Below are 23,314 nucleotides of genomic sequence, written 5' to 3'. Positions count from 1 at the left end.
TTACAGTATTCAGTTTACAGTTTACAGTGGTCAGTTTAGAGTGATCAGTTAACAGTTTCAGTATTCAGTCCGTACGGCACTGCCTACTGCGACTGAATACTGAAAAATATAACAATGGGTTTGCTCCCGTGGCCGCTTGGATGTTGCGGGAGCCATCGCCTAAGGGCTGCAGGTTTGCAGTATTCAGTTAACAGTGATCAGTTTACGGTATTCAGTTTATAGTCTCAGTATTCAGTCCGTATGGCACTGCCTACTGCGACTGAATACTGAAAACTTAAAGAAAGCATGTAAGATTCCTCCTGCGTCGGAATGGAAAACTGTAAGCGTATCGCTGTCAATTTATAACTAAAAAAGGATGCCGTAGGTGTGGGTTACTTCGTTATCACAATAGGGGAGGAATAGCGCAGTCGTAAACCCGGCAAGGCTATCCGGTTCGATTCCGGCGCCAACACGCCCCACTATGTCCCATGCCGCATTTTGCTCCTTTAATATAATTTGCTCCCCTCTCTTTTGGAGAGGGATTGGGGGTAAGGACTCCCAAAATAAAAAAACAAAAAAATAAGATGCCGTTTGTTAAGCGTTACTTCGTCCGGATGAATATTACGGGCTAACCCCCGGATATGCAGGTTCGAATCCTGCAAGTACCCAAGCGCTTACGCCTATTGCTCTTATAACAAGAGTGCCGTTTGTGGTGTGTTACTTCGTCTCCCAATGAAAATTATTGCACACTACGCCCATTGCCTCTTTTTAAAAATTAATTAACTATCAAAAAAATATAAAACTGTAACTTGTTACATAATACATAAATACAATGGAAAAGCCAATAACAGGAACCGACCTTTTAGCCTTAGGATATACCGAGAGTACTATACTGGGCATTGCCCTTAAAATAGCCAATTCGGCATACAGTGCACAGGCCAAAGATGTGGTGCTGCCACTTTTTAAGAAGGTGAAAGACTACCCTGAGAATTTTTTAGACGATGAAGTGCTGGAGCCCCTGGCAACGGCCATGATAGAGGAGGCCAATGCGCCGAAAGATGAGATCATCCCACTGATAGAAAATGCGCAGCCGTATTCAATTTTCGGCGAAAGCCATATAGAACCGGGCGCTAAAGCCCAGATGGATATAGCCATGAAACTGCCCGTAACCGTAGCAGGGGCGCTAATGCCCGATGCCCACCAGGGCTACGGCCTGCCAATTGGCGGGGTGCTGGCTACCAAAAATGCCATTATACCGTATGGTGTAGGGGTAGATATTGGCTGCCGTATGGCGCTGTCGGTATACGATATTCCGGAGCATCATTTTTATGAGAATGAGGCCAAGTATAAGAGAGAGCTTATTGCCCATACCAAATTTGGCGCGGGGCATGGCTACCACGGTCAGCATAAGGCCGATCATGGCGTGCTGGACAGCCCTGATTTTAACCTGAATCGTTTTGTAAAGAACCTGCACGATAAGGCATGGTCGCAACTGGGTACATCGGGCGGGGGTAACCACTTTGTAGAATTCGGTATTATCGAATTCGAACAGGCCGATGAGGTGCTTGGTATCCAAAAAGGGCGTTACCTGGCATTGCTAACCCACTCCGGCTCACGTGGTTTTGGGGCCACCATTGCAGGGCATTACACCCGCCTGGCAAAAGACCTTTGCAAGCTGCCTAAAGAGGCCGCCAACCTTGCCTATCTGGATTTAAACAGCCAGGAAGGGCAGGAGTACTGGATAGCCATGAACCTTGCCGGCGATTATGCTTCGGCGTGCCACCAGGTAATTCACGATAAAATGGCAAAAGCAATTGGCGCACAGGTGCTTGCTAAGGTAGAGAACCATCATAACTTTGCCTGGAAAGAAATTTTAAACGGCGAAGAGGTTATTGTGCACCGTAAAGGTGCCACCCCTGCCGGTAAAGGCGTTATGGGCATAATTCCCGGTAGTATGACGGCCCCCGGGTTCTTAGTAAGGGGCAGGGGAGAGGCCTCGGCTATTAACAGCGCGTCGCACGGGGCAGGCAGGCAAATGAGCCGTACACAGGCCATTAAAAGCATTACCAAAGCCGATATGAGGCAGGTGCTTAAAGATCACGGTGTGAGCCTTATTGGTGCCGGCCGCGACGAAGCGCCTATGGCCTACAAAGATATTGATATGGTTATGGCGGCCCAAACCGGACTGGTTGATGTGGTTGCTAAATTTACTCCTAAAATTGTGCGTATGGCCGATGATGGCAGCAGGGAAGATTAGAAAACTACAAATTTTGTAGAGCCGGAACCTTTAACATTTTTTAGATAAAATAGTGATACTATTCAGAAAATGGAGTTTGAGATAAAGTAAAAAAAGTACTACATTTTTAGATATTTAAAGCACCAGTTTTTTGGTGCTTTTTTGCTTTTAATATTTCACTTTTTGTATAATCGGTATTTCTAAAAAGGCTTAATATTTCACTTTCGGACTTTAGAATCGCGTTTTGATGATTTGTTATAAGTCTGTACTTTAGTGGTTTATATTTTGTGCCTTACTTTATATTTCTTTTATCCTAAAAAAAGAGCCAGATTTTCTAAAAAACAAAATAGTGGTGTGAAATATCAAAATTTATATAGCCTCCAATTTTTACTGAAAGACCTGCTTCAGTACTTTGGTTTAAAACTTGTGGTAACTTTGCAGTGCTGATATTTCTTTTAGAGTACCTTTAATTGGCATACTATATTATTAGCGTTGCCTGATGCAATATTTTGTTACTTTTAGCACTATAAACTTTCTATTATGAAAAAGATTTACTTTTCTTTTATCGCGTTTTTAATTTTAACAGCAGCAAGTGCGCAAACCGCTGCTCAAAAAGCCCTTGTGGGCACGTGGAACATTACATCTATAGGGATGGAGGGCAATACTATTGATCTTAGCACCTACAAGGTAACGTTTACTGATGAGACATTAAAACAGGCAAAAAAAGAAAACATTAATATAAAAGAAGCCGAAGCCAATTTTAAAGCACTGGGGCTAAGCTACAAAAATATAAGCCTTAGCCTTAATGCCGATAGCACCATGCAAATGAAAATACAAAACACTATTGTAAACGACGATACGTATAAGATTGTCGATAAGGATGGCAAGCATTATATTTTTGGCGGCAATGGTGCCGAAACAGAATATATCCTTCAGGATAATGTGCTAACACTAATGCTTAACAAAGGCGGCGATATAATACATATGTATTTTAAAAAAGAATAAATCAAAAAATCACGGCTTACGCTTATTGCCGCGCAGGCATATTACCAGATTGTGGCCCAAAGCGGACTGGTTGATGTGGTTGCTAAATTTATTCCTAAAATTGTGCGTATGGCAGTAGGGAGGATAGATCTCTTTATAATAATAATTATTTATTTTATATATTTTGGTTGGAATATCAAAAAGGCATCCTTTTTTTGGTGATTTAATTACTTGAGGTCGTAATTGTTATTTCCTGTCAGATTTACCAAACGTGAACATATTTTTATACTAAATTAGGAGTGCGAGAAAGAGAAAGGTTCGAATCTTTGGCTTTATCACATAAAAAAAACGATTTAATCACTGATTAAATCTAATAATATATGAATATTATTGAATTCAAATATATTTGCTTTATACTTATTTAATTTCAAAACATCTAAAGTACTATCTTAGCTTTTAAAGTTAGACTATTAGTATGGAATTCAAAACTCGAACACTCAATCAGATTGCAAAAATGATTTGTGGAGATATCAAGGATAATTTAAAATCGTATTTTATTTATCGTAGTAGCTTTTACTTAACAGAATTTTTTGCGGATGCTGAAACAGAATTCACTCATGATGGATCAACGAGACCTAAATGGGTCTCTGAAACATTATCAGAAATACTTAAGGAGCCTGGAAACATTGACGATATGCCATCCGATACCTTTTGTCGCGTAATTCAAAACCTCATGGATCAGTCAGATGCATTTAATGAAAGTAAGGATAGAACAAATGCATTATTAGAATTAAATACCGCTTTATCCAGGGAAAATTTTGAAGCTTTTTATGCTGAAGATAACAAATGCTATCTAAAATATATTCCAACTCAAAAAGTATTGAAAGCGTCTACAAATCCTCACAGACCTTTTTCTGTAATTGAAGCGCAAAAGCGAGAAATACTTATTGGATATTTAGATAAATGTTCAGAGGATGATTTAATTGAAGAGATTTTAATCCCTCTGTTTAGGCAATTGGGATTTCACAAGATTTCGGTAGCTGGGCATAAAGATAAATCTTTAGAATATGGAAAAGATATTTGGATGAAATTGATTCTCCCAACTCAACATTGGCTATATTTCGGTATACAGGTAAAGAAAGGAAAGCTTGATGCTGCAGGGATGACAAAAGGGAGTAATTCTAACATTAGTGAGATTCATAATCAAGTTTTAATGATGTTGGGGCATGAAATCTTCGATCCAGAAATAGGAAAAAAAGTATTAGTTGATCATGCCTTTATAGTTGCTGGTGGTGAAATAACAAAGGCCGCTAAAAACTGGTTGGGCGGTAAATTAGATACATCAAAGCGTAGTCAAATATTGTTTATGGATAGAGATGATATACTAAATCAATTTATAGTGAATAATCTGCCACTTCCAGATTCGGCTGTTCTGAAAAGAACTTTTGGTAATTTTAAAGATTTATCATTTTAATTTATTCATGAGACTCATATACTATTTCGCATTCTTCAACCTGTTTTTTTTCGACACGCTTTGCGCGCAAACGGCTGTAAATGCTGATTATGTGCCGGCCGAATGGGCAGAGGTTAATTTTGATTCGCTTGCTATTGTTAACCGTATGGCGTACGCCGATACAACCAACTTTATGCACGAAAAGATATACCCCTGTGCGCGGTGTTTTCTTCGCCCCGAAGTTGCCGAAGCGTTGCTGGAAGCTAACCAAATTGCTAAATATAAAGGGGTTACGCTTGTTGTTTATGATTGCTACCGCCCGTACAGCTATCAGTACAAAATGTATCAAATTGTTAATAATCCCACCTATGTAGCCAAGCCCGGCAAGGGCTCTAACCATAACCGTGGTGCCGCTATAGACCTTTCTCTTATGGACCAGAACGGGCAGCTGCTGGATATGGGGGGCGCCTTTGATGATTTCTCGGCCATCTCCAATTATAATGCCGAAGGGCTTAGTAAAGAGGCGCGTAGAAACCGCAGGCTGCTGCGCCGTATAATGACACGGGCCGGCTTTAAACCGTACGATGGCGAGTGGTGGCATTTTGATTACAGGCAAAAGCGGTTTGAAACATCCGACTTTAAATGGGATTGTAACCTGTAAATAATCTGCATATTGCAAATTTGAGCGTCAATTAACCGTGCTTAAATAGCCGTTTTTAACCAATGTGGCTTATATTTGTAATAACAGAAACACGATTATGGAACTTAAACTGCACAGGCCTATTTGCTTTTTCGACCTCGAAACCACGGGTACAGACATCTGTAAAGACCGTATTGTAGAGATTTCTATCTTAAAAGTTTTTCCTAACGGCAATAAAGAAAGCAAGACATGGCTTGTAAACCCGGAACGGCCTATACCGCCGCAAACCACGGTTTTTCATGGCATTACAGACGATAAAGTAGCTAACGAACCTACGTTTAAGCAACTGTCTCATCAAATATACAACCTTATTAAAGACGCCGACCTGGGGGGGTATAACTCCGACAGGTTTGATATTCCGCTATTGGCCGAAGAGCTGTTGCGTGCCGGCCTGGACTTTGATATGAAAAACCGCGTATCGGTAGATGTGCAGACTATTTTTCATAAAAAAGAAGAGCGCACCCTTAGCGCTGCCTACAAGTTTTACTGTGGCCAGGTGCTGGAAAATGCCCATACCGCCGCTGCCGATACCAATGCCACGTACGAGATACTTAAGTCGCAATTAGATCGTTACGAAGATTTAGAGAACGATATGAAATCGCTTTCTGAATTCACTACCCGTAAAAAAGCAATAGATTTTGCCGGCTTTATTGCACTCGATGAAAATGGCGAAGAAATATTTACGTTTGGCAAACACAAAGGTGTTAAGGTAGAAAAGGTACTGGAGCAGGAGCCGGGCTACTATGGCTGGATACAAAATGCTGATTTTCCGCTTTATACTAAAAAAGTGCTAACAGCCATTAAACTCAGGAAATTAAATAATAAATTGGTATAATATTCCAATAGCTACGTATGAAGATTATTTGCATAGGCAGAAATTATGTTGACCATATAGCAGAACTGCAAAACGAAAGGCCCGATGAGCCGGTTATTTTCCTAAAGCCCGATACGGCCCTTTTGCAAAAGCAGTTTCCGTTTGTAATTCCGGAGTTTAGTACCGATGTGCACCACGAAATAGAAATTGTGGTTAAAATAAACAAGGTAGGCAAGTACATAGATGCCAAGTTTGCCCATAAATATTATGATGAGGTTACCGTAGGCATCGATTTTACAGCCCGCGACCTGCAGGCAAAGCTTAAAGAAAAAGGCCTGCCGTGGGAAAAAGCCAAAGCATTTGATGGGTCGGCCATAGTGGGCGATTTCATTCCAAAAACAGAATTTGCATCGTTAGACAATCTAAATTTTGAGCTTACTAATGATGGGGTTGCTGTGCAAACGGGCAACACAGAGCAAATGATCTGGAAGATAGACGAACTTATAGCATCTATATCGCAATATTTTACGCTTAAAACCGGCGATGTTATTTTTACAGGTACGCCCAAGGGTGTTGCAAAGGTTAGCCCCGGCAATGTGCTGGAGGGCTTTTTAGAAGGTAAGAAACTATTTAAAGTACAGGTAAAATAATGGCGCTACACTACAATTTATCTAAAGTATATGCAATATCTGAGAACGATGTGGACTTTGCCCGCCAAATAGTGGTGCTTTTTACAGAGGAGGTTCCGCCCGAGATAAAAAACATTCGCGAAGGCCTTAAAGCTAAAGACCATAACATGGTATACCATGCTGCGCATAAAATAAAGCCAACGCTTGATTTGCTGGGCATGGACCTGGCTTATGATGATGTTATTGCTGTAGAAACCTGGAGCAGGGCAGAAGGCAAAAAGAAAGAAATTAAAGATGTGGTTAAAAGCCTCAGAAATCTTGTTAAGCTAACGCTTAAAGAACTTAAAAAAGACTATCAATTATAGCAATATGAAAGCAGCCATTGTTACCGTAGGCGACGAAATACTTATTGGGCAGATAACCGATACCAACTCCGGGTATATTGCCAAAGCGCTGGATAAAATTGGCATTGGCGTTTTCGAAATGCTATCTGTAAGCGATGACAGGCTGCATATACTAAACACATTGGCCTTTTTGCAAAACAGGGTAGATGTGGTTATTATTACCGGCGGCCTGGGCCCAACTAAAGACGATATTACTAAAACAAGCCTTTGCGAATATTTTGACGATCATTTAGTGGTTAATGATGAGGTGCTGGCGCATGTTATAGAAATTATAGAAAAAGCATTGCAGCGGCCGGCATCGCAATTAAATAAAGACCAGGCACTTGTGCCTTCTAAGGCTAAGGTGTTGCACAATGCTGTGGGCACTGCCCCCGGCATGTGGATGAAACGTGCTGATACGGTGTTTATATCGCTGCCGGGCGTGCCGTATGAAATGAAATATATTATTGATAACCAGGTAGTGCCAAAACTGGTTGCCGAGTTTGAGAGGCCGTATATTATTCATAAAACTATAATCACGTACGGGCAGGGCGAGAGCCTGGTTGCCGAGCGTATAGAAGACTGGGAAAACAATTTGCCCGACTTTATTAAGCTGGCCTATTTGCCAAGCCCGGGTAAAGTTAGGCTGCGTTTAAGTGCCCGCGGCACCGATGAAGCACTTTTAAGGGCAGGAATTGAAGCCGAAACCGAAAAATTAAAAAATATTATTGCCGATATTATAGTGGGTTATGATGAAGGCGAAACCATGGAGGTGATGCTTGGACGGCTACTTGCCAAAAAAGGAAAAACCATTGCTGCAGCAGAGAGCTGCACCGGCGGAAAAATTGCCCAGATGATAACCAGCGTGCCGGGCTCTTCGGCGTATTTTAAGGGCAGTGCGGTAACGTATGCTACCAGTGCCAAGATAAATATTTTAAAGGTAAACCCGCAGCTTATAGACGTTTACAGCGTGGTAAGTGCCAAGGTTGCCGAGAGTATGGCTAAAAATGCCAAAGAACTTTTTGGTACAGATTATGCCGTTGCCACCACCGGAAATGCCGGCCCGTACAAAGGAGATTCGGCGGTAGAAGTGGGTACGGTTTACATTGGATTTGCCACTCCAAACGGAGTTTATAGTGCCAAATTTGAGTTTGGCCAACCCCGCGAAAAGGTAATTGACAGGGCATCAGGCAAGGCGCTGGAAATAATTTATCAGGAAATTTTAAAAAACTAACAGATTGTGTTTGCATGATACTTTTATTTTTTGTTTCTTTGCACCCTGATTTTGAATAACGATATAAAAGCGAGAAATAATGTCAAGAGTTTGTGCCCTTACCGGTAAAAAAGCGATGGTTGGAAATAATGTTTCCCACGCAATGAACAAAACTAAACGTAAGTTTAGTGTAAACTTAGTGAAGAAGCGTTTTTATCTTCCTGAAGAAGACAGGTGGATCACTCTTAGGGTAGCGGCTTCTACTATCAAGACAATTAACAAAAATGGTATAGCAGCTGTTTTAAAACAGGCTAAAGCTAACGGATTTATTAAATAATCCTTACCAAATAAATATATAGCACAATGGCAAAAAAAGGCAATAGAATCCAGGTAATTTTAGAGTGTACTGAGCATAAAGCTTCTGGCGTAGCCGGAACTTCAAGGTACATTACTACTAAGAACAAAAAAAACACTCCTGATAGGTTAGAGATTAAGAAATTTAATCCTGTACTTAAGAGAGTGACTGTACATAAAGAAATTAAATAATAAAGAGTCATGGCAAAGAAAACCGTAGCATCGTTACAAACGTCTTCAAAGAGGTTAACTAAAGCAATCAAAATGGTAAAATCGCCTAAAACAGGTGCCTATACTTTTATTGAAAGCGTTATGACTCCAGAAGAAGTGGATACTTTTCTTAAAAAGAAATAATTATCCCCACAATATATAAAAAAGCTACTTTCAGATAAAGAAAGTAGCTTTTTTATTTTCTACATTTACCATCGGGAAAAAACAAAGACTATTTAATACCTATGAATTTCTTTAAAAAAATATTTTCTTCCGAAAAGAAAGAAACCCTTGATAAAGGACTTGAGAAAACTAAGACCTCTTTTTTTTCTAAACTATCTAAAGCCGTTGCCGGAAAGTCTAAAGTAGACGACGAGGTTCTTGATAACCTTGAAGAAATACTTGTAGCATCAGACGTTGGCGTAAACACTACCCTTAAAATTATTGAGCGTATAGAGGCACGCGTGGCGCAGGACAAGTACCTGGGCACCGACGAGCTTAACCAGATTTTGCGCGACGAAATTGCAGGCCTGTTATCTGAAACCCACTCGGGCGAGGCTACAGAGTTTGATGTTCCGGCCAATAAAAAACCATACGTTTTAATGGTGGTGGGTGTTAATGGTGTGGGCAAAACCACTACTATTGGCAAACTGGCGTACCAGTTTAAAAAAGCGGGTTACAACGTAGTGCTTGGCGCGGCAGATACCTTTAGGGCTGCAGCTATAGACCAACTACAAATTTGGGCCGACAGGGTAGGTGTGCCTATTGTAAGGCAGCAAATGGGCAGCGACCCGGCATCTGTAGCGTTCGATACGCTGCAAAGCGCCGTAAGCCAAAATGCCGATGTGGTTATTATAGATACCGCAGGCCGACTGCACAACAAAGTAAATTTAATGAACGAGCTTACTAAAGTTAAGCGCGTTATGCAAAAAGTTATAGAAGATGCCCCGCACGATGTATTACTTGTGCTGGACGGCTCTACCGGCCAAAATGCTTTTGAGCAGGCCAAACAATTTACCGCCGCTACAGAGGTTAGCTGCCTTGCTGTTACAAAATTAGATGGTACTGCAAAGGGCGGCGTGGTAATAGGCATATCAGACCAGTTCCAGATTCCGGTTAAATACATAGGTGTAGGCGAAGGCATAGAAGACCTTCAGGTATTTAACAAGTACGAATTTGTAGACTCTTTTTTTAAGTAAATTCTTTCTATTACAAGCCATGTAACTTAATTTCCCCAACCATATTCATGAAAAAAATTACCTTACTATTTTGTTTATTATTAGCTTCTGTAGGTTTTGCACAGCAAAGCGGTTATTATGTAACCACAGGAGGCCAGCGTGTAGATGGGCAGTTTATGGAAACTGACTTTTTAAACGCCAATACATTAAAATTTAAATCGGGTTCAGCCGGCGATTTTACGCTTCTGGATACCAAAGATGTTAAGGAATATGGTGTTGGCACCGATTATAAATCGGTTAAATACACCGTACAGATAGATGTAACCGATGCTGCACAAGGCCAGTTGAGTGCCAATAAAGATGCTACATGGCAAAAACAAACCCTGTTTTTAAATGTTTTGGTAGAAGGAGATGCCACTTTATATTCGTACACTACAGATAAAGGCACTAAATTCTTTTACAAAATAGAGTCGAAACAATTAGAGCCGCAACAACTTTTGTACAGGCAATATACTTCGGGATCTTTAACCAGTGCAGAAAATAATAAATTCAGGCAGCAGCTGTATACAGACCTTAACTGCAACGACTCTAATAAAATGGATAAGTTTATTGACTTAGACTATCGTAAAGCCGAGCTTGTTACTTTGTTTGAAGAGTACAATACTTGTAAAAATTCTCAAAACGTTGTTTATAAAAACAATACAGGTAAAAAAACGCATGTTTTATACAGTGTTTTTGCAGGTCTTTATAACGGTAAATTTAATATAGAGGGTATTAACCCGGAAGTAGCCGATGATAAATATCTTTCGTTTGCAGCTGGTGCAGAGATAGCAATGATGTTTCCATCAGATAAGTTTGCATTATTTTTTAGGGCAGAGTATGAGAGCATGAAATCTGAACTTGTAAATGTGTATACAACTCCTTATGGCAGCACTATAACCCAAAATAATTTTAAACTAAAAGGCGGCTTGTTCAACTTATATTTTGGTCCGCGTTATTATTTTAATTTAAACGATAAGAACAGGCTTTTTATTGATGGTGCCGTAGTTGCTGCATTCCCTACAGGAGATTTAACGCAAAGCACAACAATTAATTACGATTCTGGTACTACTATAGATAATGTAACGGTAAATAAACTGGATATTGGTAATGCTGTTTATTTTAATTTTGCCGTTGGTTACACATTTATCAATAAATTTACTGCCGAAGTGCGTTTAGATACTAACAGAGACTTTTTAGGCCACGTATCTGGAGGTAGTAATAAAGTAATATCATCAAGGATTGGGCTTAATTTAAGATACACTCTAAACTAATAAGCAATGGAAAAAAAGGGTAAAGCATTATTTGCTATACTGATGATTGTTTTTTGTGGAGTGCAAATTGTTATACTTGTAGCAAATTACATAAACAGTAGTGCAAGTATAGGTGCAAACCCTTTAATACCTCAATCGCTTTTAGATTATGTAAGAAACTTTACCATTTTTATGGCCGGTGTTTATCTGGTAATAATCACGTTAAATATTTTTTATATAGTTAAAAAACAATATTTTATCCCGGTTTGCAGTATATCTGTAGCCGGGATTTTTTTACTTCGTTTTTTTATTGAAGATATAAGCCAGTTGTTTATACCTAATTAATTACGGCCGATATCTTCTCCCACAAATCTTCATCAAAGCCTGATAGTGCCCAGTTTTCTTCGTCGGCGGCTTCGCCCATGCGTATTACAACCATATTTTTAGAGGGTATAACATAAATTTTCTGGTCGTTTTTGCCCAGCGCCATAAATATATCTGCCGGGGCAGTAGGTATAAGGCTACCTGCAAATTGTATCTGGGTTTGAGGCATGTGGTAACTTTCTTTACCGTTTAGCCACCACAAATACCCATACGATTTATTTATATTTTGCGATGTTGTTGCCATATCGTTAAAATAGACCTCATTTACTATTTGTAAACCGTTCCAATTACCATTATTAAGTGCCAACAGGCCAAAGCGCGCCATGCTCCGGGTAGTGCTCCAGTATACGCTAAGGTCGTCTCCCGTGCCGGTATTTGTCCACGCTCCGGTCATCCCAATTTTATTTTTAAGGCTGCTGTTAAAATAGCCCTCCCACGTTTGCCCGGTAGCCTGCGCAATAACATCCTGCATTTTTACATATACATTATGGTAAGCCCATCGGGTGCCGGCGTCGGCTACATATTGCAGGTTGGTGGCAGAAACATCATCGCCTAAAGCATCATTAAGTCCGCTAGTCATTGTAAGCAGGTGCCGACAGGTAATAAGGTTTTCTTTAGCCAGGGGAGCGCTCGTCCAACCCGTGCCAAGATAATCAGACACTTTATCGTTGATATTTAAAAAGCCATCTTGCTGGGCAATTCCTGTAACTGTGGCGGTAAGGGTTTTACCTGCGCTTGCCCAATACCACGGCGTGTTTGCAGCATGGCCGTTAAAGTATTCTTCTACCACAATGCGGCCGTTAACCAGTATAATAAACGATTTGGAATGCTTTAGTTCTAAATAACTAAGCAATGGAGCTACGGCAGCAGTGTTCCATCCTAAAGAATCAATGCTCTTTGTTTGCCAGGTATTAGAGCCATTATCCGGAAAATATATGGCCTCTTCGACAGGTGGGGTGGTGCTGGCCGGCGCATCGTTATCAGACGAACAGGCACTTAGCACGAGCATTAAAACTACGGGCAGCCAGATATTTTTCATGGTCGAAAATTTTATAGGTTAAAGTTAGTAAAATGTTTTAGCGGCGTTGTAAATTTGCCCCGTTTTTAATGCCTAAATTTGCCCTCTGATTAAAGTATACATGAAAAATTTTGTCCTTTTATTGTTCGCATCGTTTATAATGATGTCGTGCAACACCAAGATTAGTACAGCCGACCTGGCCAAAATAAATGGCTATTGGGAGATAGAAAAAGTTGAAATGCCCGATGGTACCGAAAAAGACTATAAGGTTAACCCAACGGTTGATTTTTTTGAAGTGAAGGGCACCAAAGGCTTTCGGAAGAAGGTAATGCCGCAGTTTGACGGTACGTATAGGGTTAACGACCTTTCTGAAGATTTTACAATTACCGATAAAGACGGCAAGACTTTTGTAAATTATACCACTACATACGCCAAATGGCAGGAAGAGCTTGTAAAGCTGGATGATGATGTATTGGTGGTTAAAAACCAGCACGGCATAGAGTATCACTACAAAAGACCAATACCTTTTACAATAAAATAATGGCAAAGCGATTAAACGATAATAACTCTTTAAGCGATGTGCTTAAGCACATTATGCAGACTAACAACCTGCAAAAGGGCATGGATAAGATTGATGTGCGCGATGCCTGGGCAAACCTTATGGGCAACGGCGTAAATAACTACACGCGTGAGATTATGCTTAAAAACAGTACGTTGTATGTAGAGCTTACATCGGCCGTATTGCGGGAAGAACTAAGCTACGGCAAAGATAAAATAATCAAGATGCTTAACGAAGAGCTTGGCCGCGAAGTAGTTACCAACCTTGTGTTACGATAAACAAAAATGCCGCTGTTAAGCGGCATTTTTTATATAATCTTTTTTGGAGATTCTTAGAACTGCTCTCTGCCAGAAAAATGGAAAGCACCTTCTATAGCTGCATTCTCATCACTGTCAGATCCATGAACGGCGTTTTCGCCCATTGATGTAGCATATTTTTTACGGATAGTGCCTTCGGCAGCATCAGCAGGGTTTGTAGCGCCAATTAGTTTCCTAAAGTCTTCTACAGCGTTATCTTTTTCTAAGATAGCGGCAACGATAGGTCCGCGTGACATAAATTCTACAAGTTCGCCATAAAAAGGCCTTTCGCTGTGTACAGCATAAAATGCTTTAGCGTCAGCTACAGTAAGTTGCGTTAATTTTAAAGATACGATCCTGAAACCAGCATCGGTAATCATTGCTAAAATTCCACCGATATGCCCTTTTTCAACTGCATCCGGCTTAATCATGGTAAATGTCCTGTTTGTTGCCATTGTAATTTTAAATTTTTTGCAAAAGTAATGGTTTTTAATCAATTATTGCGAATTCTATAATAGAAGCTATCAATTTCATACCTAAAAATAATAATTATTTTTTAAGGTAGCATTTAATATTTTTAAAGCACAATAACGTTAAATTCCTGATTTAAAGGCTTTAACTGGTTAAATAGCTCCTGTAGAAGCCTGCCATCAAAATCCAGGTAGAACTCAGAAAAGTTAGCCTTGCGCTCCTGCAGGCTCAACCCGGGGAATAACTCATTTTGCAGCAGTGCTATACGCTCTAACTGGCTGTCGTGGTTGCGTTTTTCGGCGCGAAGCAGCTTCTTTTCAAGGTTCTCCAGACCTTTTAACTGCTTGGTTTGTTGTGCTTTAACTGCTCCGGTAAACGATGCATCGGTCTTAGTGGCAATGGCCTCCAGGGTTTCGAACTGCCGCTTTAAAAACTCCTTCTGCTCTGTAAAATCAAGCTTGAATTCAGAGAATTCCTGAACCTTTTTGTTGAGCAAATTTTGCTGCTTAGAAAACACATCTGCCCAGCTAAGTTGCAGTTTATCAAGCTTTTCGGCTTGTTTTTGGGTAGCCAATAGTACCGAGTTGCGCAACAGCAATATAGGGAAAGTTACGTTAGCCGACCCAAAGAACGACCGGAGTTCCAGCCAGTAAGCCAGCTCGCCACCGCCGCCAATGTAGCAAAGGTTTGGCAGTATAACTTCCTGGTACAGCGGCCTCATAATTACGTTAGGGCTAAACCGCTCCGGATGGGCCTCTAAAAGGCTTAATATTTCACTTTTGGAGTACGACATTGCCGTATTGTTGACTTTATAAACGCCGTCTTCAAAAATAATGCGCTCCCTTATCGAATCTTCAATATAAAACAGGTTTATTTCGCGCGGGTTAACCTGAATGTTGTACTCTTTTAAAAGTTCGGTAGCCTCGGCCACTTTTTGATGCGATGTCTGGTTGATCAGCTCTTCTTTAACATACGGCACAAAAAGTTGCTTAAGGCTGGCATCGTCGCCATCAACAATTACCAATCCCTGCTTACCGAAAATCTTGTTGGCCAAAAATCGGGTAGCATCGGCAAGGTTGTCGTGCTTAAGGTAGGCCGCTTCAAATAGGTCGGTCAGCCATTTGGCGTTGTTACCCTGACCAAGCTCCTTGCTAAAAGCACTTAGCACGGCATCGAGGCCCTCGTTGCTAAGCCTGCCCACAGGGCCAGTGCTTTCGCGGGGCCATTTTATTTTCTTGTTTTTAAAGTTAAAATAGTTAATCTCTTCAAAATCGTGGTCTTCGGTAGCCATCCAGTAAATGGGCACAAAGTTATAATCGGGGTAGGCGGCCTTAAGTTCTTTGGTAAGGTTTATTACCGATACTATTTTATACAAAAAGTATAGCGGACCCGTAAACAAATTTAACTGGTGGCCCGTAGTAATGGTAAAGGTGTTGGGCTGCTTAAGCAGGCCTATATTTTGTTGGGTAATTATGTACGGCTCAAGGCTTTTGTACTGCTGCTCAAGGGCGTTGGCAAGCACGGTGCGCGAGCCTAATGGGTAGTTTTGCTGCTTTTCCTCCAGTTGAAGCTTAAAATTCTCCAGTGTAGGAAACCTGTGGTACAGCGGTTTCAGCGTATCTTTTTGGTTAAGGTAATCTGTTATAAGTGGGGTAAAATATCCTGAACCCTGGTACGTGATACAGTCTGATGGCATTGTAATTTATTTTGCGTAAAATTACGGAAAAAACACATTAGAACTATTTTACAGCCGCATATTATGACAACTTAGGCTTAGCACGTATTAGATCGAGCATTTATCAGAACATAGCATTTATAAGGTATGAAGCGAATGCTTTGGTAATCTATTCGACTGGACTTCCATTTTTGTAGATTATAGTGTTTATAGTTTTGTTAGTTTTCAGATCTATTATCGTAGTTTTCCCGTTGCGCAACCCCTTTTTTATCTTTCTTTTTTCTATTGTGGAATTTTTTTCATCGGTATATACAAAAGTTCCGTCGAAGTAATCATTATCCTTCAAACTGTAATATGTTTCATCAGATTTAACTCCTGAGAAAAACATTGATTCAATTCTAATTTTCTCATCATAATGATAAAACTTCCAAAGACCAATTTGCTTTTCTTTATTAAATTCTCCAGTAGTTAATAATTTGTTTTCAGAATCAAATAAATTATACTGTCCATCTTTAAAACCTTTATCTGAATTTGCATAAATAAAAAAATATAAATCGAAGATATTAAAATTAAAATCAACATCTTTTGTGAACTTGTATTCTTGTGTGCTATAAAAATTATTGTCTAATTTAGAAGTTACTTTTACTCTAAGTGAGTTTAGTTTTATATCATATAGATCAAAAGTTTTATTTTCTTTTCCAATTTCATCAAATAAAATCAATTTTAACAAACTGTTATCTGAGTAAATTTTCTTTTTGATTAGAATTTTATCTTTGTACTCAAAGCATTCTCCGTCCAATTTACCATTCAAATATTGATTAACTCTTACTTTATTCCCTTGTTTATCAATATCATGCCATTCTCCTACTTTTAGATTATTCAAGTAATTGCCAGCACTTGCATATTCACTATTATATTCATCTCGCTCACTCCAAAAACCTTGTTTTAAATCTTTGCGATAGAGCCCATTAACAATCACATTATTTATTGAATCTCTAATTTCATAATTTCCATCTAATTGATTTTTAATGTAGGATGCTCTTTCTGAAATTTTGTGATAAATAGGTTTAGTGCAATTTTGATCCTGTTTGTCTGAACATTCAATATTTCGATTTTCAATGTAAGAAAGTCTTAATGATTCACCTTCTAATTCTCCCTTTGAATAATTTTCAATTAAATATAATTCTTTTGAATAATTTAGTTCAACGAAATTTTCATCTAAATATTTTTGATAATAATATTTCCATGTACCAGCTTCTAAATTATTTTCATAATTTCCTTCCTTAATTAATTCTTGATTCATTCCGTAAAATTTCCAGTAGCCTATTCTTTTTCCACTTAAGTAATTTCCTTCTAATTGAATTTTTAAATTTTTAATATCTGTATCAATAACACCTCCTACCAATAGAGCCTTTGTATCTCTATAAACTTTATATTCGCCATCTAATAAGCCATTTTTATATCTACCAATTATTAAACTATCGCTTTTTACTTCTTGAAAAGGACCTTCTGGAATTCCATTAACGAATTGACTTATGTCTAATATTTTTTCTCTGTCTTTTTCTATAAAACATAATTTCCATATTCCATTTTTTTTATCATCTAAATATTCTCCATAGTTTTTTAAATTTAGATTACCGTTTTCATCATAATAGTATGCTATATGTGTACCATTTTTTTTATCAGACTTAAAATTAGTTGTATACGATATCTTGTCATCTTCATAAAAGTTTAGCGTTCCGTTTTTTTGGTTATTTAATACTATATAATCCGCGGTTTTATTACCATCTTCATCAAATTCTATAAATTTACCATTAGCTATACCATTGGAATAATTACTAAGTAATTTTAATTTTCCATTATTGTAGTATGACTTAACTTGACCATTCAATTTTCCATTTACTAAGGTATATTCAGCTTTAATATTATTATCGTCATAATATTCTGTTTTGCGACCATTTTTAGAATCAAAAATTCCTGCTTTTTTTATGAGTGTAATATTATATGCTGTAACACTGCCGTCAGACCAATCATCATTTTTTCTCTTTTCATTTTTGATTTTTAAAATATATCCAGCATTTGCATAAGTGGATATTATCTCATTGTTTTCTATCTCACTGTCAATTAATTTAAAACCTGCGCTATTAATTGAATTTTGAATTAAGGTGTATGATTCTTTATTAAAGATGGAATAAGATATTTTGTTAGGAAAATCTTCATAGGTGTGCAGGTAAAACCAACCTTGAGCTTTGTCATTGCTATAATCCTTGTTAAATGACCAAGTAATCGTATTATATTTATATGTATCTCCCTTTTCTGAATCATAGTAAGTCCAACCCTTAGATAACAAAGCTTGATTTACATCCTCCCAATTCTTTCTATTACATAGATTAGTAATATCATTGAGGCTTAGTTTCTGCCCTGATACATCAGAGATTATAAAAATTAAAAAAAGAAGAGTAATTATTCTTTGCATAAATTCTAAAGTTTTAATCTTTTAAAAATGTTAAAATTATATAAAAAAAATCACTATTTTAATTAATCTATTTTAAAAAATAAAATAATTATTGCTTGTTTTTGTATGCTAATTTTTGAAAAATTCATCGACAGAAACTATTATTTCTTCAACTGCATTTTAGACCAGTTAGTAATTTCGTGGTCTATACCATAATCATATTTGCCCATTGTTGTACTGTATTGCTCAATGTTTACAGCATTGTTTGTTCTAACCGCATATATAAAAGGGTTAATTTCGTTAAGTTTAACCATGCCCAGGCTCGTTATTAGCCAGTGACCGGTATCGGTACGCTCCGACCCAAAATTTATAAGCCGTATAAAATAGTTTTGCAGCTTTTCTATACCGCCCTTGGTTGTATATTTTTCGGCTATGCATATCGTAGCCAAAAATCCGGGCTTGCCCACTATGTGAGCATACCTGCCCTGTAGCTGTATTTTGGTAGTTGTAGCATCTATAGGCTCCAGCGTATAGGTGCACACATCAAAATGTACACTGCCCCGTTGCGATATAAAATATAGGTCGGCAGTAGTAATATCTATATCGGCAAGGGTAAAGGTAATATCATATTGTAAATCGTCTGATGCCTGCGCAAACACAGCACCCCGGCACAGCAGCAACAGTACAAATAAGAACTTTTTCATGGCGGTATGTTTTAGTAAATATACTCCAAATTACCAACTCTATGTAAATACCAAAAATATCGCGTATTTTTGCAGGCTAAATATCCCAACGTTTTGAGCACCCCGGTACTAATTATTACCCCGCCTTTTACACAGCTAAACACGCCGTACCCGGCATCGGCCTACATAAAAGGATTTTTAAATACCAAAGGCATTGCATCGGTACAGGCCGATATGGGTATAGAGGTAATACTTAAACTGTTCTCTAAAACAGGGCTAACGGATTTATTTAGCCGAATAGAACAGCAACAAGCAATTGGCAATGTGCAACAAGCAATTGGCAATGAGCAATATGCAATGGGTAATGGGCAACAGGCAATAGGCAACAAGCAATTGGCAAATCTGACAACCGGCAACCAACAACCGGCAACTAATTCGCGACCGGCAACTAACTCCCAACAACCAACAACCGACAACCAACAACTGTCAGCTAACGCCCAGCGCATCATCGCCCTAAAAAACGACTATCTAAAAACCATAGATGCCGTAATGTTGTTTTTGCAGGGCAAGAACCCAACGCTGAGCCATGTAATTTGCCGCGAAGATTTTTTGCCCGAAGCATCGCGTTTTGCACAACTCGAAGAGCTGGACTGGGCCTTTGGTACCATGGGGTTGCAGGACCGCGCCAAGCATCTGGCCACGCTGTACCTCGAAGATATATCAGATTTGATAGTAGAGTGCATCGACCCGCATTTTGGCTTTAGCCGATATGCCGAACGCCTGGGCAGGAGTGCCAACTCGTTCGACGAGCTGTACAACAGCCTGCAACAGCCCTTTACGTATATCGACGAAATTTTGGTGGACATACTGCACGAGCGCATACAGGCGGTTAACCCGCAGCTGGTGTGCTTTTCGGTACCGTTTCCGGGCAATTTGTATGCCGCTTTTAGGAGCGCGCAGTACATAAAGCAGCACTTTCCGGGGGTTAAGATAGCCATGGGAGGCGGTTTCCCGAATACCGAACTGCGATCGCTTGCCGATGCCCGTGTAATGGAATTTTTTGATTTTATTACCCTTGATGATGGCGAAGCACCCGTAGAATGCCTTGTAGAGCACGTTCAGGGCCGTAGGGATATTAGCCAGCTTAAGCGCACGTTTGCCCTTGTAGACGGCGCGGTTAAGTACATAGACAATTCCGGCTGCCGCGATTACAAGCAAAGCGAAACGGGTACGCCCGATTATTCAGACTTGCTTTTAGACAGTTATATATCGGTTATCGAAATTGTGAACCCCATGCACCGCATGTGGAGCGATGGCCGCTGGAACAAGCTCACGATGGCGCACGGCTGCTATTGGGGCAAGTGCACGTTTTGCGATATATCTTTAGATTACATTAAAATATACGAACCCGTTGCTGCCAAACTATTGGTAGACAGGATGGAAGAGCTTATTGTACAAACGGGCCAGAATGGCTTTCATTTTGTAGATGAGGCTGCTCCGCCTGCGCTAATGCGCGAAGTAGCCTTAGAGATACTGCGCCGCAACCTTGCCGTAACGTGGTGGACCAACATTCGCTTCGAAAAAAGCTTTAGCGCCGACTTGTGCCGTGTGCTTAAGGCATCGGGCTGTATAGCGGTTTCGGGTGGGTTAGAGGTAGCTTCGGACAGGTTGCTGGAGCTGATACAAAAGGGCGTAACCGTTGCCCAGGTGGCGCGTGTTACCAACAACTTTACACAGGCCGGCATTATGGTGCATGCCTATTTAATGTATGGTTTCCCAACGCAAACGGCGCAGGAAACTATAGATTCGCTCGAAATGGTACGCCAGATGTTCGAGGCCGGTATATTGCAGAGTGGCTTTTGGCACCAGTTTGCCATGACGGCGCACAGCCCCGTAGGCATGTACCCCGAGCAGTTTGGCGTGCTAAAAGAAACCGAAGCCATTGGCAGCTTTGCCAATAACGATATTGTTCATATCGATAAAAACGGGGCCATACACGATAAGTTTAGCTTTGGGCTCAAAAAGTCGCTGTTTAATTATATGCACGGTATATGTTTTGACTTTCAGTTGCAGGACTGGTTCGAATTCAAGGTGCCACGCACCAAGGTGCCGCACGATTATATTCAGAATGTTTTGCTGGAAGAAGATACCTTTACAACCAAACCCACCGCAAAAGTGGTGTGGACGGGCGGTAAGCCATCGGTATCGTATTTTACGAAAAACAAAAAGGGACGTACGTTCGAAACAGCTGCATTAACCTTTCATGATAAAAAAGAAAGTTTTACCATACAGGTAGATAAACAGCAAGGGGAGTGGCTGGCTGCTTTTTTAGAAAAAGCGGCAGTTGCCAACAAAGGCATTACCACATTTTTGCAGGCCAAACAAAGTTATGAAGAAGCCGGCCAGGAAGATTTCGAACTGCTTTGGTACAGCAAGCCCGTTAACACACTTCGCGAATTTGGGTTGCTGGTGTTATGATTGCGATTTCTTTCTTTTTTCCTGGATAGCCAGGTACTTTTTTAACTGCTCTGCGGAAAGTAACGGCTTTATACCCGAGTCTATTTTCTCGTTAATTATATTAGCCTTGTCTTTCTTTTCGGCCATAGTCATATTCTGGTCGGCATCAAGGGTATTGATAGCATATTTTTGCTCTTCAAGCACCTCTCTAACAGCCGCTACCTGAAAATCGTCCAGGCTTAACTCTTTGGTATAGTAGTCTACCGTAACGTCTACAAAATCTTTTGGTTTACCTTTTTTATTTTTTGGGCGCTTATACTGCGATGCACCCACACTGCGGTCCATCATTTGGGCGGTAACCGTTGTTGTGCCAAAAATAAAAATAAATAAAAAGGCTATATAAACTACTTTAGATTTCATTGCTGCAAAAATTTACTATATCAAACGTAATAAAAAAAAGCTAAAGATTAATAACCTTTAGCCTTATATTTTAATTTTCAGATACTACTGCCGGTATGCCATAAAGGTCAAACTCGGTAGCATCGGTAATGGTAATGTTTACAAACTCGCCGGTTTTAAGGTAGGCAATGCTGGCATCAATAAGTACCTCGTTATCAACATCGGGGCTGTCAAACTCGGTACGGCCTACAAAATGGCTGCCCTCTTTACGGTCGATAATGCAACGGAAAGTCTTACCTATCTTCTCCTGGTTCAGTTCCCACGAAATTTGCGACTGTATCTCCATGATCTCGTTAGCACGCTGCTGCTTAACATCGGCAGGCACATCGTCTTCTAACAGGTAAGCGTGGGTGTTTTCTTCATGCGAATAGGTAAAGCAGCCAAGGCGCTCAAAACGCATTTCCTGCACCCAGTCTTTCATAATCTGGAAATCTTCTTCGGTCTCGCCCGGGTAGCCTGTAATCAGGGTAGTACGTATGGTCATGCCCGGTACGGCCTCACGAAACTCTTTTAAAAGCTTGGTGGTTTTAGCCTGTGTAGTACCACGGCGCATCGATTTTAATATTTTATCAGATATATGCTGTAGCGGAATATCAAGGTAGTTGCAAATTTTAGGTTCGCGCCTCATTAATTCCAGCACATCCATCGGGAAACCGGTAGGAAACGCATAGTGAAGGCGAATCCACTCTATGCCTTCTACGGCAGCAAGGCCCTCCAACAACTCTGCAAGGTTGCGTTTTTTATACAGGTCTAAGCCATAATAGGTAAGGTCCTGAGCAATAAGTATAAGCTCTTTAACGCCGTTTTTAGCAAGGCCCTGTGCTTCTTTAACCAGTTTTTCTATAGGCTGAGAAACGTGTTTGCCACGCATAAGCGGTATGGCGCAAAAACTGCATGGGCGGTCGCAGCCTTCGGCAATTTTAAGGTAGGCAAAGTTTTTAGGGGTAGTGGTAAGGCGTTCGCCCAAAAGCTCGTGCCTGTAATCGGCCCCAAGGGCTTTTAAAAGGCCCGGCAGCTCTGTAGTACCAAAATACTGGTCTACGTTAGGAATTTCTTTCTGAAGGTCCGGTTTGTAACGCTCAGATAAACATCCGGTAACAAAAACCTTGTCTACAAGGCCCTGTTCTTTCTTGTCTACATAATTAAGTATCATGTTAACCGACTCTTCCTTGGCATTGTCAATAAATCCGCAGGTATTAATAACAATAATGTTTCCTTCTTCGTGCGCAGGAGCCTCGTGGGCAACATCTTTACCGCTTGCGCGGAGCTGGCCCATAAGCACTTCGCTGTCGTACACGTTCTTAGAACATCCCAGCGTAATTACATTGATCTTATTTTTCTTTATCGATTTGGTTCTCATGTAGTTGAAAATTGGAGTGCAAAATTAAGCATTTATTAACAGTTATAGCGCACTTGGTAGTTAAAATATGTA

At 40.0% G+C, this 23,314-nt stretch carries 23 protein-coding genes; 16 read left to right on the top strand and 7 right to left on the bottom strand.

Translation table 11 applies throughout. The features are described 5' to 3' along the window. Positions 1-811 precede the first annotated feature (811 nt). From G509_RS0119365 to G509_RS0119300, 13 genes are all read left to right on the top strand, one after another. A complete protein-coding gene (locus G509_RS0119365) occupies positions 812-2,236 on the top strand; it encodes an RtcB family protein (protein WP_026993048.1) in 1,425 nt (474 codons plus the stop codon). Positions 2,237-2,755: 519 nt separating this feature from the next. Next, positions 2,756-3,220 carry a hypothetical protein gene (locus G509_RS0119360; protein WP_026993047.1) on the top strand — a complete coding sequence of 155 codons (465 nt, stop codon included), beginning with the start codon at positions 2,756-2,758 and terminating at the stop codon, positions 3,218-3,220. 454 nt (positions 3,221-3,674) lie between these two features. Next, on the top strand, positions 3,675-4,673 hold the full coding sequence (locus tag G509_RS0119350; RefSeq protein ID WP_026993046.1) for a hypothetical protein: 999 nt from the start codon (positions 3,675-3,677) through the stop codon (positions 4,671-4,673). A 7-nt stretch (positions 4,674-4,680) separates the two neighbouring features. Further along, positions 4,681-5,313: a M15 family metallopeptidase gene (locus tag G509_RS22580; RefSeq protein ID WP_051200386.1), complete on the top strand. Its 633-nt coding sequence runs from the start codon at positions 4,681-4,683 to the stop codon at positions 5,311-5,313. Between the two features lie 97 nt (positions 5,314-5,410). Then, positions 5,411-6,187 (top strand): 3'-5' exonuclease, encoded by a 777-nt coding sequence (locus tag G509_RS0119340; RefSeq protein ID WP_026993045.1) that lies wholly within the window; start codon positions 5,411-5,413, stop codon positions 6,185-6,187. Positions 6,188-6,204: 17 nt separating this feature from the next. Next, positions 6,205-6,816 (top strand): fumarylacetoacetate hydrolase family protein, encoded by a 612-nt coding sequence (locus G509_RS0119335; protein ID WP_026993044.1) that lies wholly within the window; start codon positions 6,205-6,207, stop codon positions 6,814-6,816. Beyond that, the gene (locus G509_RS0119330) at positions 6,816-7,160 is read left to right on the top strand and encodes an Hpt domain-containing protein (protein ID WP_026993043.1); all 345 of its coding nucleotides are present in this window, start codon (positions 6,816-6,818) and stop codon (positions 7,158-7,160) included. The genes G509_RS0119335 and G509_RS0119330 overlap by 1 nt, the downstream gene beginning before the upstream one ends. A 4-nt stretch (positions 7,161-7,164) precedes the next feature. Further along, positions 7,165-8,412, top strand: a complete 1,248-nt coding sequence (locus G509_RS0119325) for a CinA family nicotinamide mononucleotide deamidase-related protein (RefSeq protein ID WP_026993042.1) — start codon at positions 7,165-7,167, stop codon at positions 8,410-8,412. 79 nt (positions 8,413-8,491) lie between these two features. Beyond that, positions 8,492-8,728: a 50S ribosomal protein L28 gene (gene rpmB, locus G509_RS0119320; protein WP_026993041.1), complete on the top strand. Its 237-nt coding sequence runs from the start codon at positions 8,492-8,494 to the stop codon at positions 8,726-8,728. Positions 8,729-8,754: 26 nt separating this feature from the next. Then, entirely contained in the window at positions 8,755-8,937 is a 183-nt protein-coding gene (gene rpmG, locus G509_RS0119315; protein ID WP_011963553.1) for a 50S ribosomal protein L33, read from the top strand. Between the two features lie 9 nt (positions 8,938-8,946). Beyond that, positions 8,947-9,099 (top strand): DUF4295 domain-containing protein, encoded by a 153-nt coding sequence (locus tag G509_RS23200; protein WP_081663351.1) that lies wholly within the window; start codon positions 8,947-8,949, stop codon positions 9,097-9,099. A gap of 101 nt (positions 9,100-9,200) precedes the next feature. Then, complete coding sequence (gene ftsY, locus G509_RS0119305; protein ID WP_026993040.1) at positions 9,201-10,154, top strand: signal recognition particle-docking protein FtsY; 954 nt, start codon at positions 9,201-9,203, stop codon at positions 10,152-10,154. A gap of 47 nt (positions 10,155-10,201) precedes the next feature. Beyond that, a complete protein-coding gene (locus G509_RS0119300) occupies positions 10,202-11,446 on the top strand; it encodes a hypothetical protein (RefSeq protein WP_026993039.1) in 1,245 nt (414 codons plus the stop codon). 316 nt (positions 11,447-11,762) lie between these two features. Here the strand turns inward: G509_RS0119300 and G509_RS0119290 are convergent, their stop codons facing one another. Continuing rightward, positions 11,763-12,848 (bottom strand): serine hydrolase domain-containing protein, encoded by a 1,086-nt coding sequence (locus tag G509_RS0119290; protein WP_026993037.1) that lies wholly within the window; start codon positions 12,846-12,848, stop codon positions 11,763-11,765. Between the two features lie 100 nt (positions 12,849-12,948). Here G509_RS0119290 and G509_RS0119285 point away from each other — a divergent pair, with 100 nt between their 5' ends. Together G509_RS0119285 and G509_RS0119280 are read left to right on the top strand one after the other, a co-directional pair. Next, positions 12,949-13,368 (top strand): hypothetical protein, encoded by a 420-nt coding sequence (locus tag G509_RS0119285; RefSeq protein ID WP_035739350.1) that lies wholly within the window; start codon positions 12,949-12,951, stop codon positions 13,366-13,368. Beyond that, on the top strand, positions 13,368-13,664 hold the full coding sequence (locus G509_RS0119280; protein ID WP_026993035.1) for a DciA family protein: 297 nt from the start codon (positions 13,368-13,370) through the stop codon (positions 13,662-13,664). Before G509_RS0119285 ends, G509_RS0119280 begins: the two co-directional genes overlap by 1 nt. 53 nt (positions 13,665-13,717) lie before the next feature. Here G509_RS0119280 and G509_RS0119275 read toward each other — a convergent pair whose 3' ends face one another. The 4 genes from G509_RS0119275 to G509_RS0119260 all read right to left on the bottom strand — a co-directional run bounded on the left by G509_RS0119275 (position 13,718) and on the right by G509_RS0119260 (position 18,987). Further along, a complete protein-coding gene (locus G509_RS0119275; protein WP_026993034.1) occupies positions 13,718-14,137 on the bottom strand; it encodes a nucleoside-diphosphate kinase in 420 nt (139 codons plus the stop codon). 122 nt (positions 14,138-14,259) lie between these two features. After that, the gene (gene bshC / locus G509_RS0119270) at positions 14,260-15,849 is read right to left on the bottom strand and encodes a bacillithiol biosynthesis cysteine-adding enzyme BshC (protein WP_026993033.1); all 1,590 of its coding nucleotides are present in this window, start codon (positions 15,847-15,849) and stop codon (positions 14,260-14,262) included. 148 nt (positions 15,850-15,997) lie between these two features. After that, on the bottom strand, positions 15,998-18,304 hold the full coding sequence (locus G509_RS0119265; protein WP_026993032.1) for a toxin-antitoxin system YwqK family antitoxin: 2,307 nt from the start codon (positions 18,302-18,304) through the stop codon (positions 15,998-16,000). Between the two features lie 140 nt (positions 18,305-18,444). Then, entirely contained in the window at positions 18,445-18,987 is a 543-nt protein-coding gene (locus G509_RS0119260) for a hypothetical protein (protein ID WP_026993031.1), read from the bottom strand. A gap of 93 nt (positions 18,988-19,080) precedes the next feature. Here G509_RS0119260 and G509_RS0119255 point away from each other — a divergent pair, with 93 nt between their 5' ends. Next, positions 19,081-21,444 carry a B12-binding domain-containing radical SAM protein gene (locus tag G509_RS0119255; RefSeq protein ID WP_026993030.1) on the top strand — a complete coding sequence of 788 codons (2,364 nt, stop codon included), beginning with the start codon at positions 19,081-19,083 and terminating at the stop codon, positions 21,442-21,444. Here the strand turns inward: G509_RS0119255 and G509_RS0119250 are convergent. Together G509_RS0119250 and rimO are read right to left on the bottom strand one after the other, a co-directional pair. After that, positions 21,439-21,843: a hypothetical protein gene (locus G509_RS0119250; protein ID WP_026993029.1), complete on the bottom strand. Its 405-nt coding sequence runs from the start codon at positions 21,841-21,843 to the stop codon at positions 21,439-21,441. The two genes, G509_RS0119255 and G509_RS0119250, sit on opposite strands and share 6 nt — an antisense overlap. 70 nt (positions 21,844-21,913) lie before the next feature. Continuing rightward, positions 21,914-23,242 carry a 30S ribosomal protein S12 methylthiotransferase RimO gene (rimO, locus tag G509_RS0119245; protein WP_026993028.1) on the bottom strand — a complete coding sequence of 443 codons (1,329 nt, stop codon included), beginning with the start codon at positions 23,240-23,242 and terminating at the stop codon, positions 21,914-21,916. Positions 23,243-23,314 lie beyond the last annotated feature (72 nt).

The organism is Flavobacterium subsaxonicum WB 4.1-42 = DSM 21790, assembly GCF_000422725.1.
Lineage (GTDB): Bacteria > Bacteroidota > Bacteroidia > Flavobacteriales > Flavobacteriaceae > Flavobacterium > Flavobacterium subsaxonicum.
This window is presented reverse-complemented; position numbering and strand designations above follow the sequence as displayed.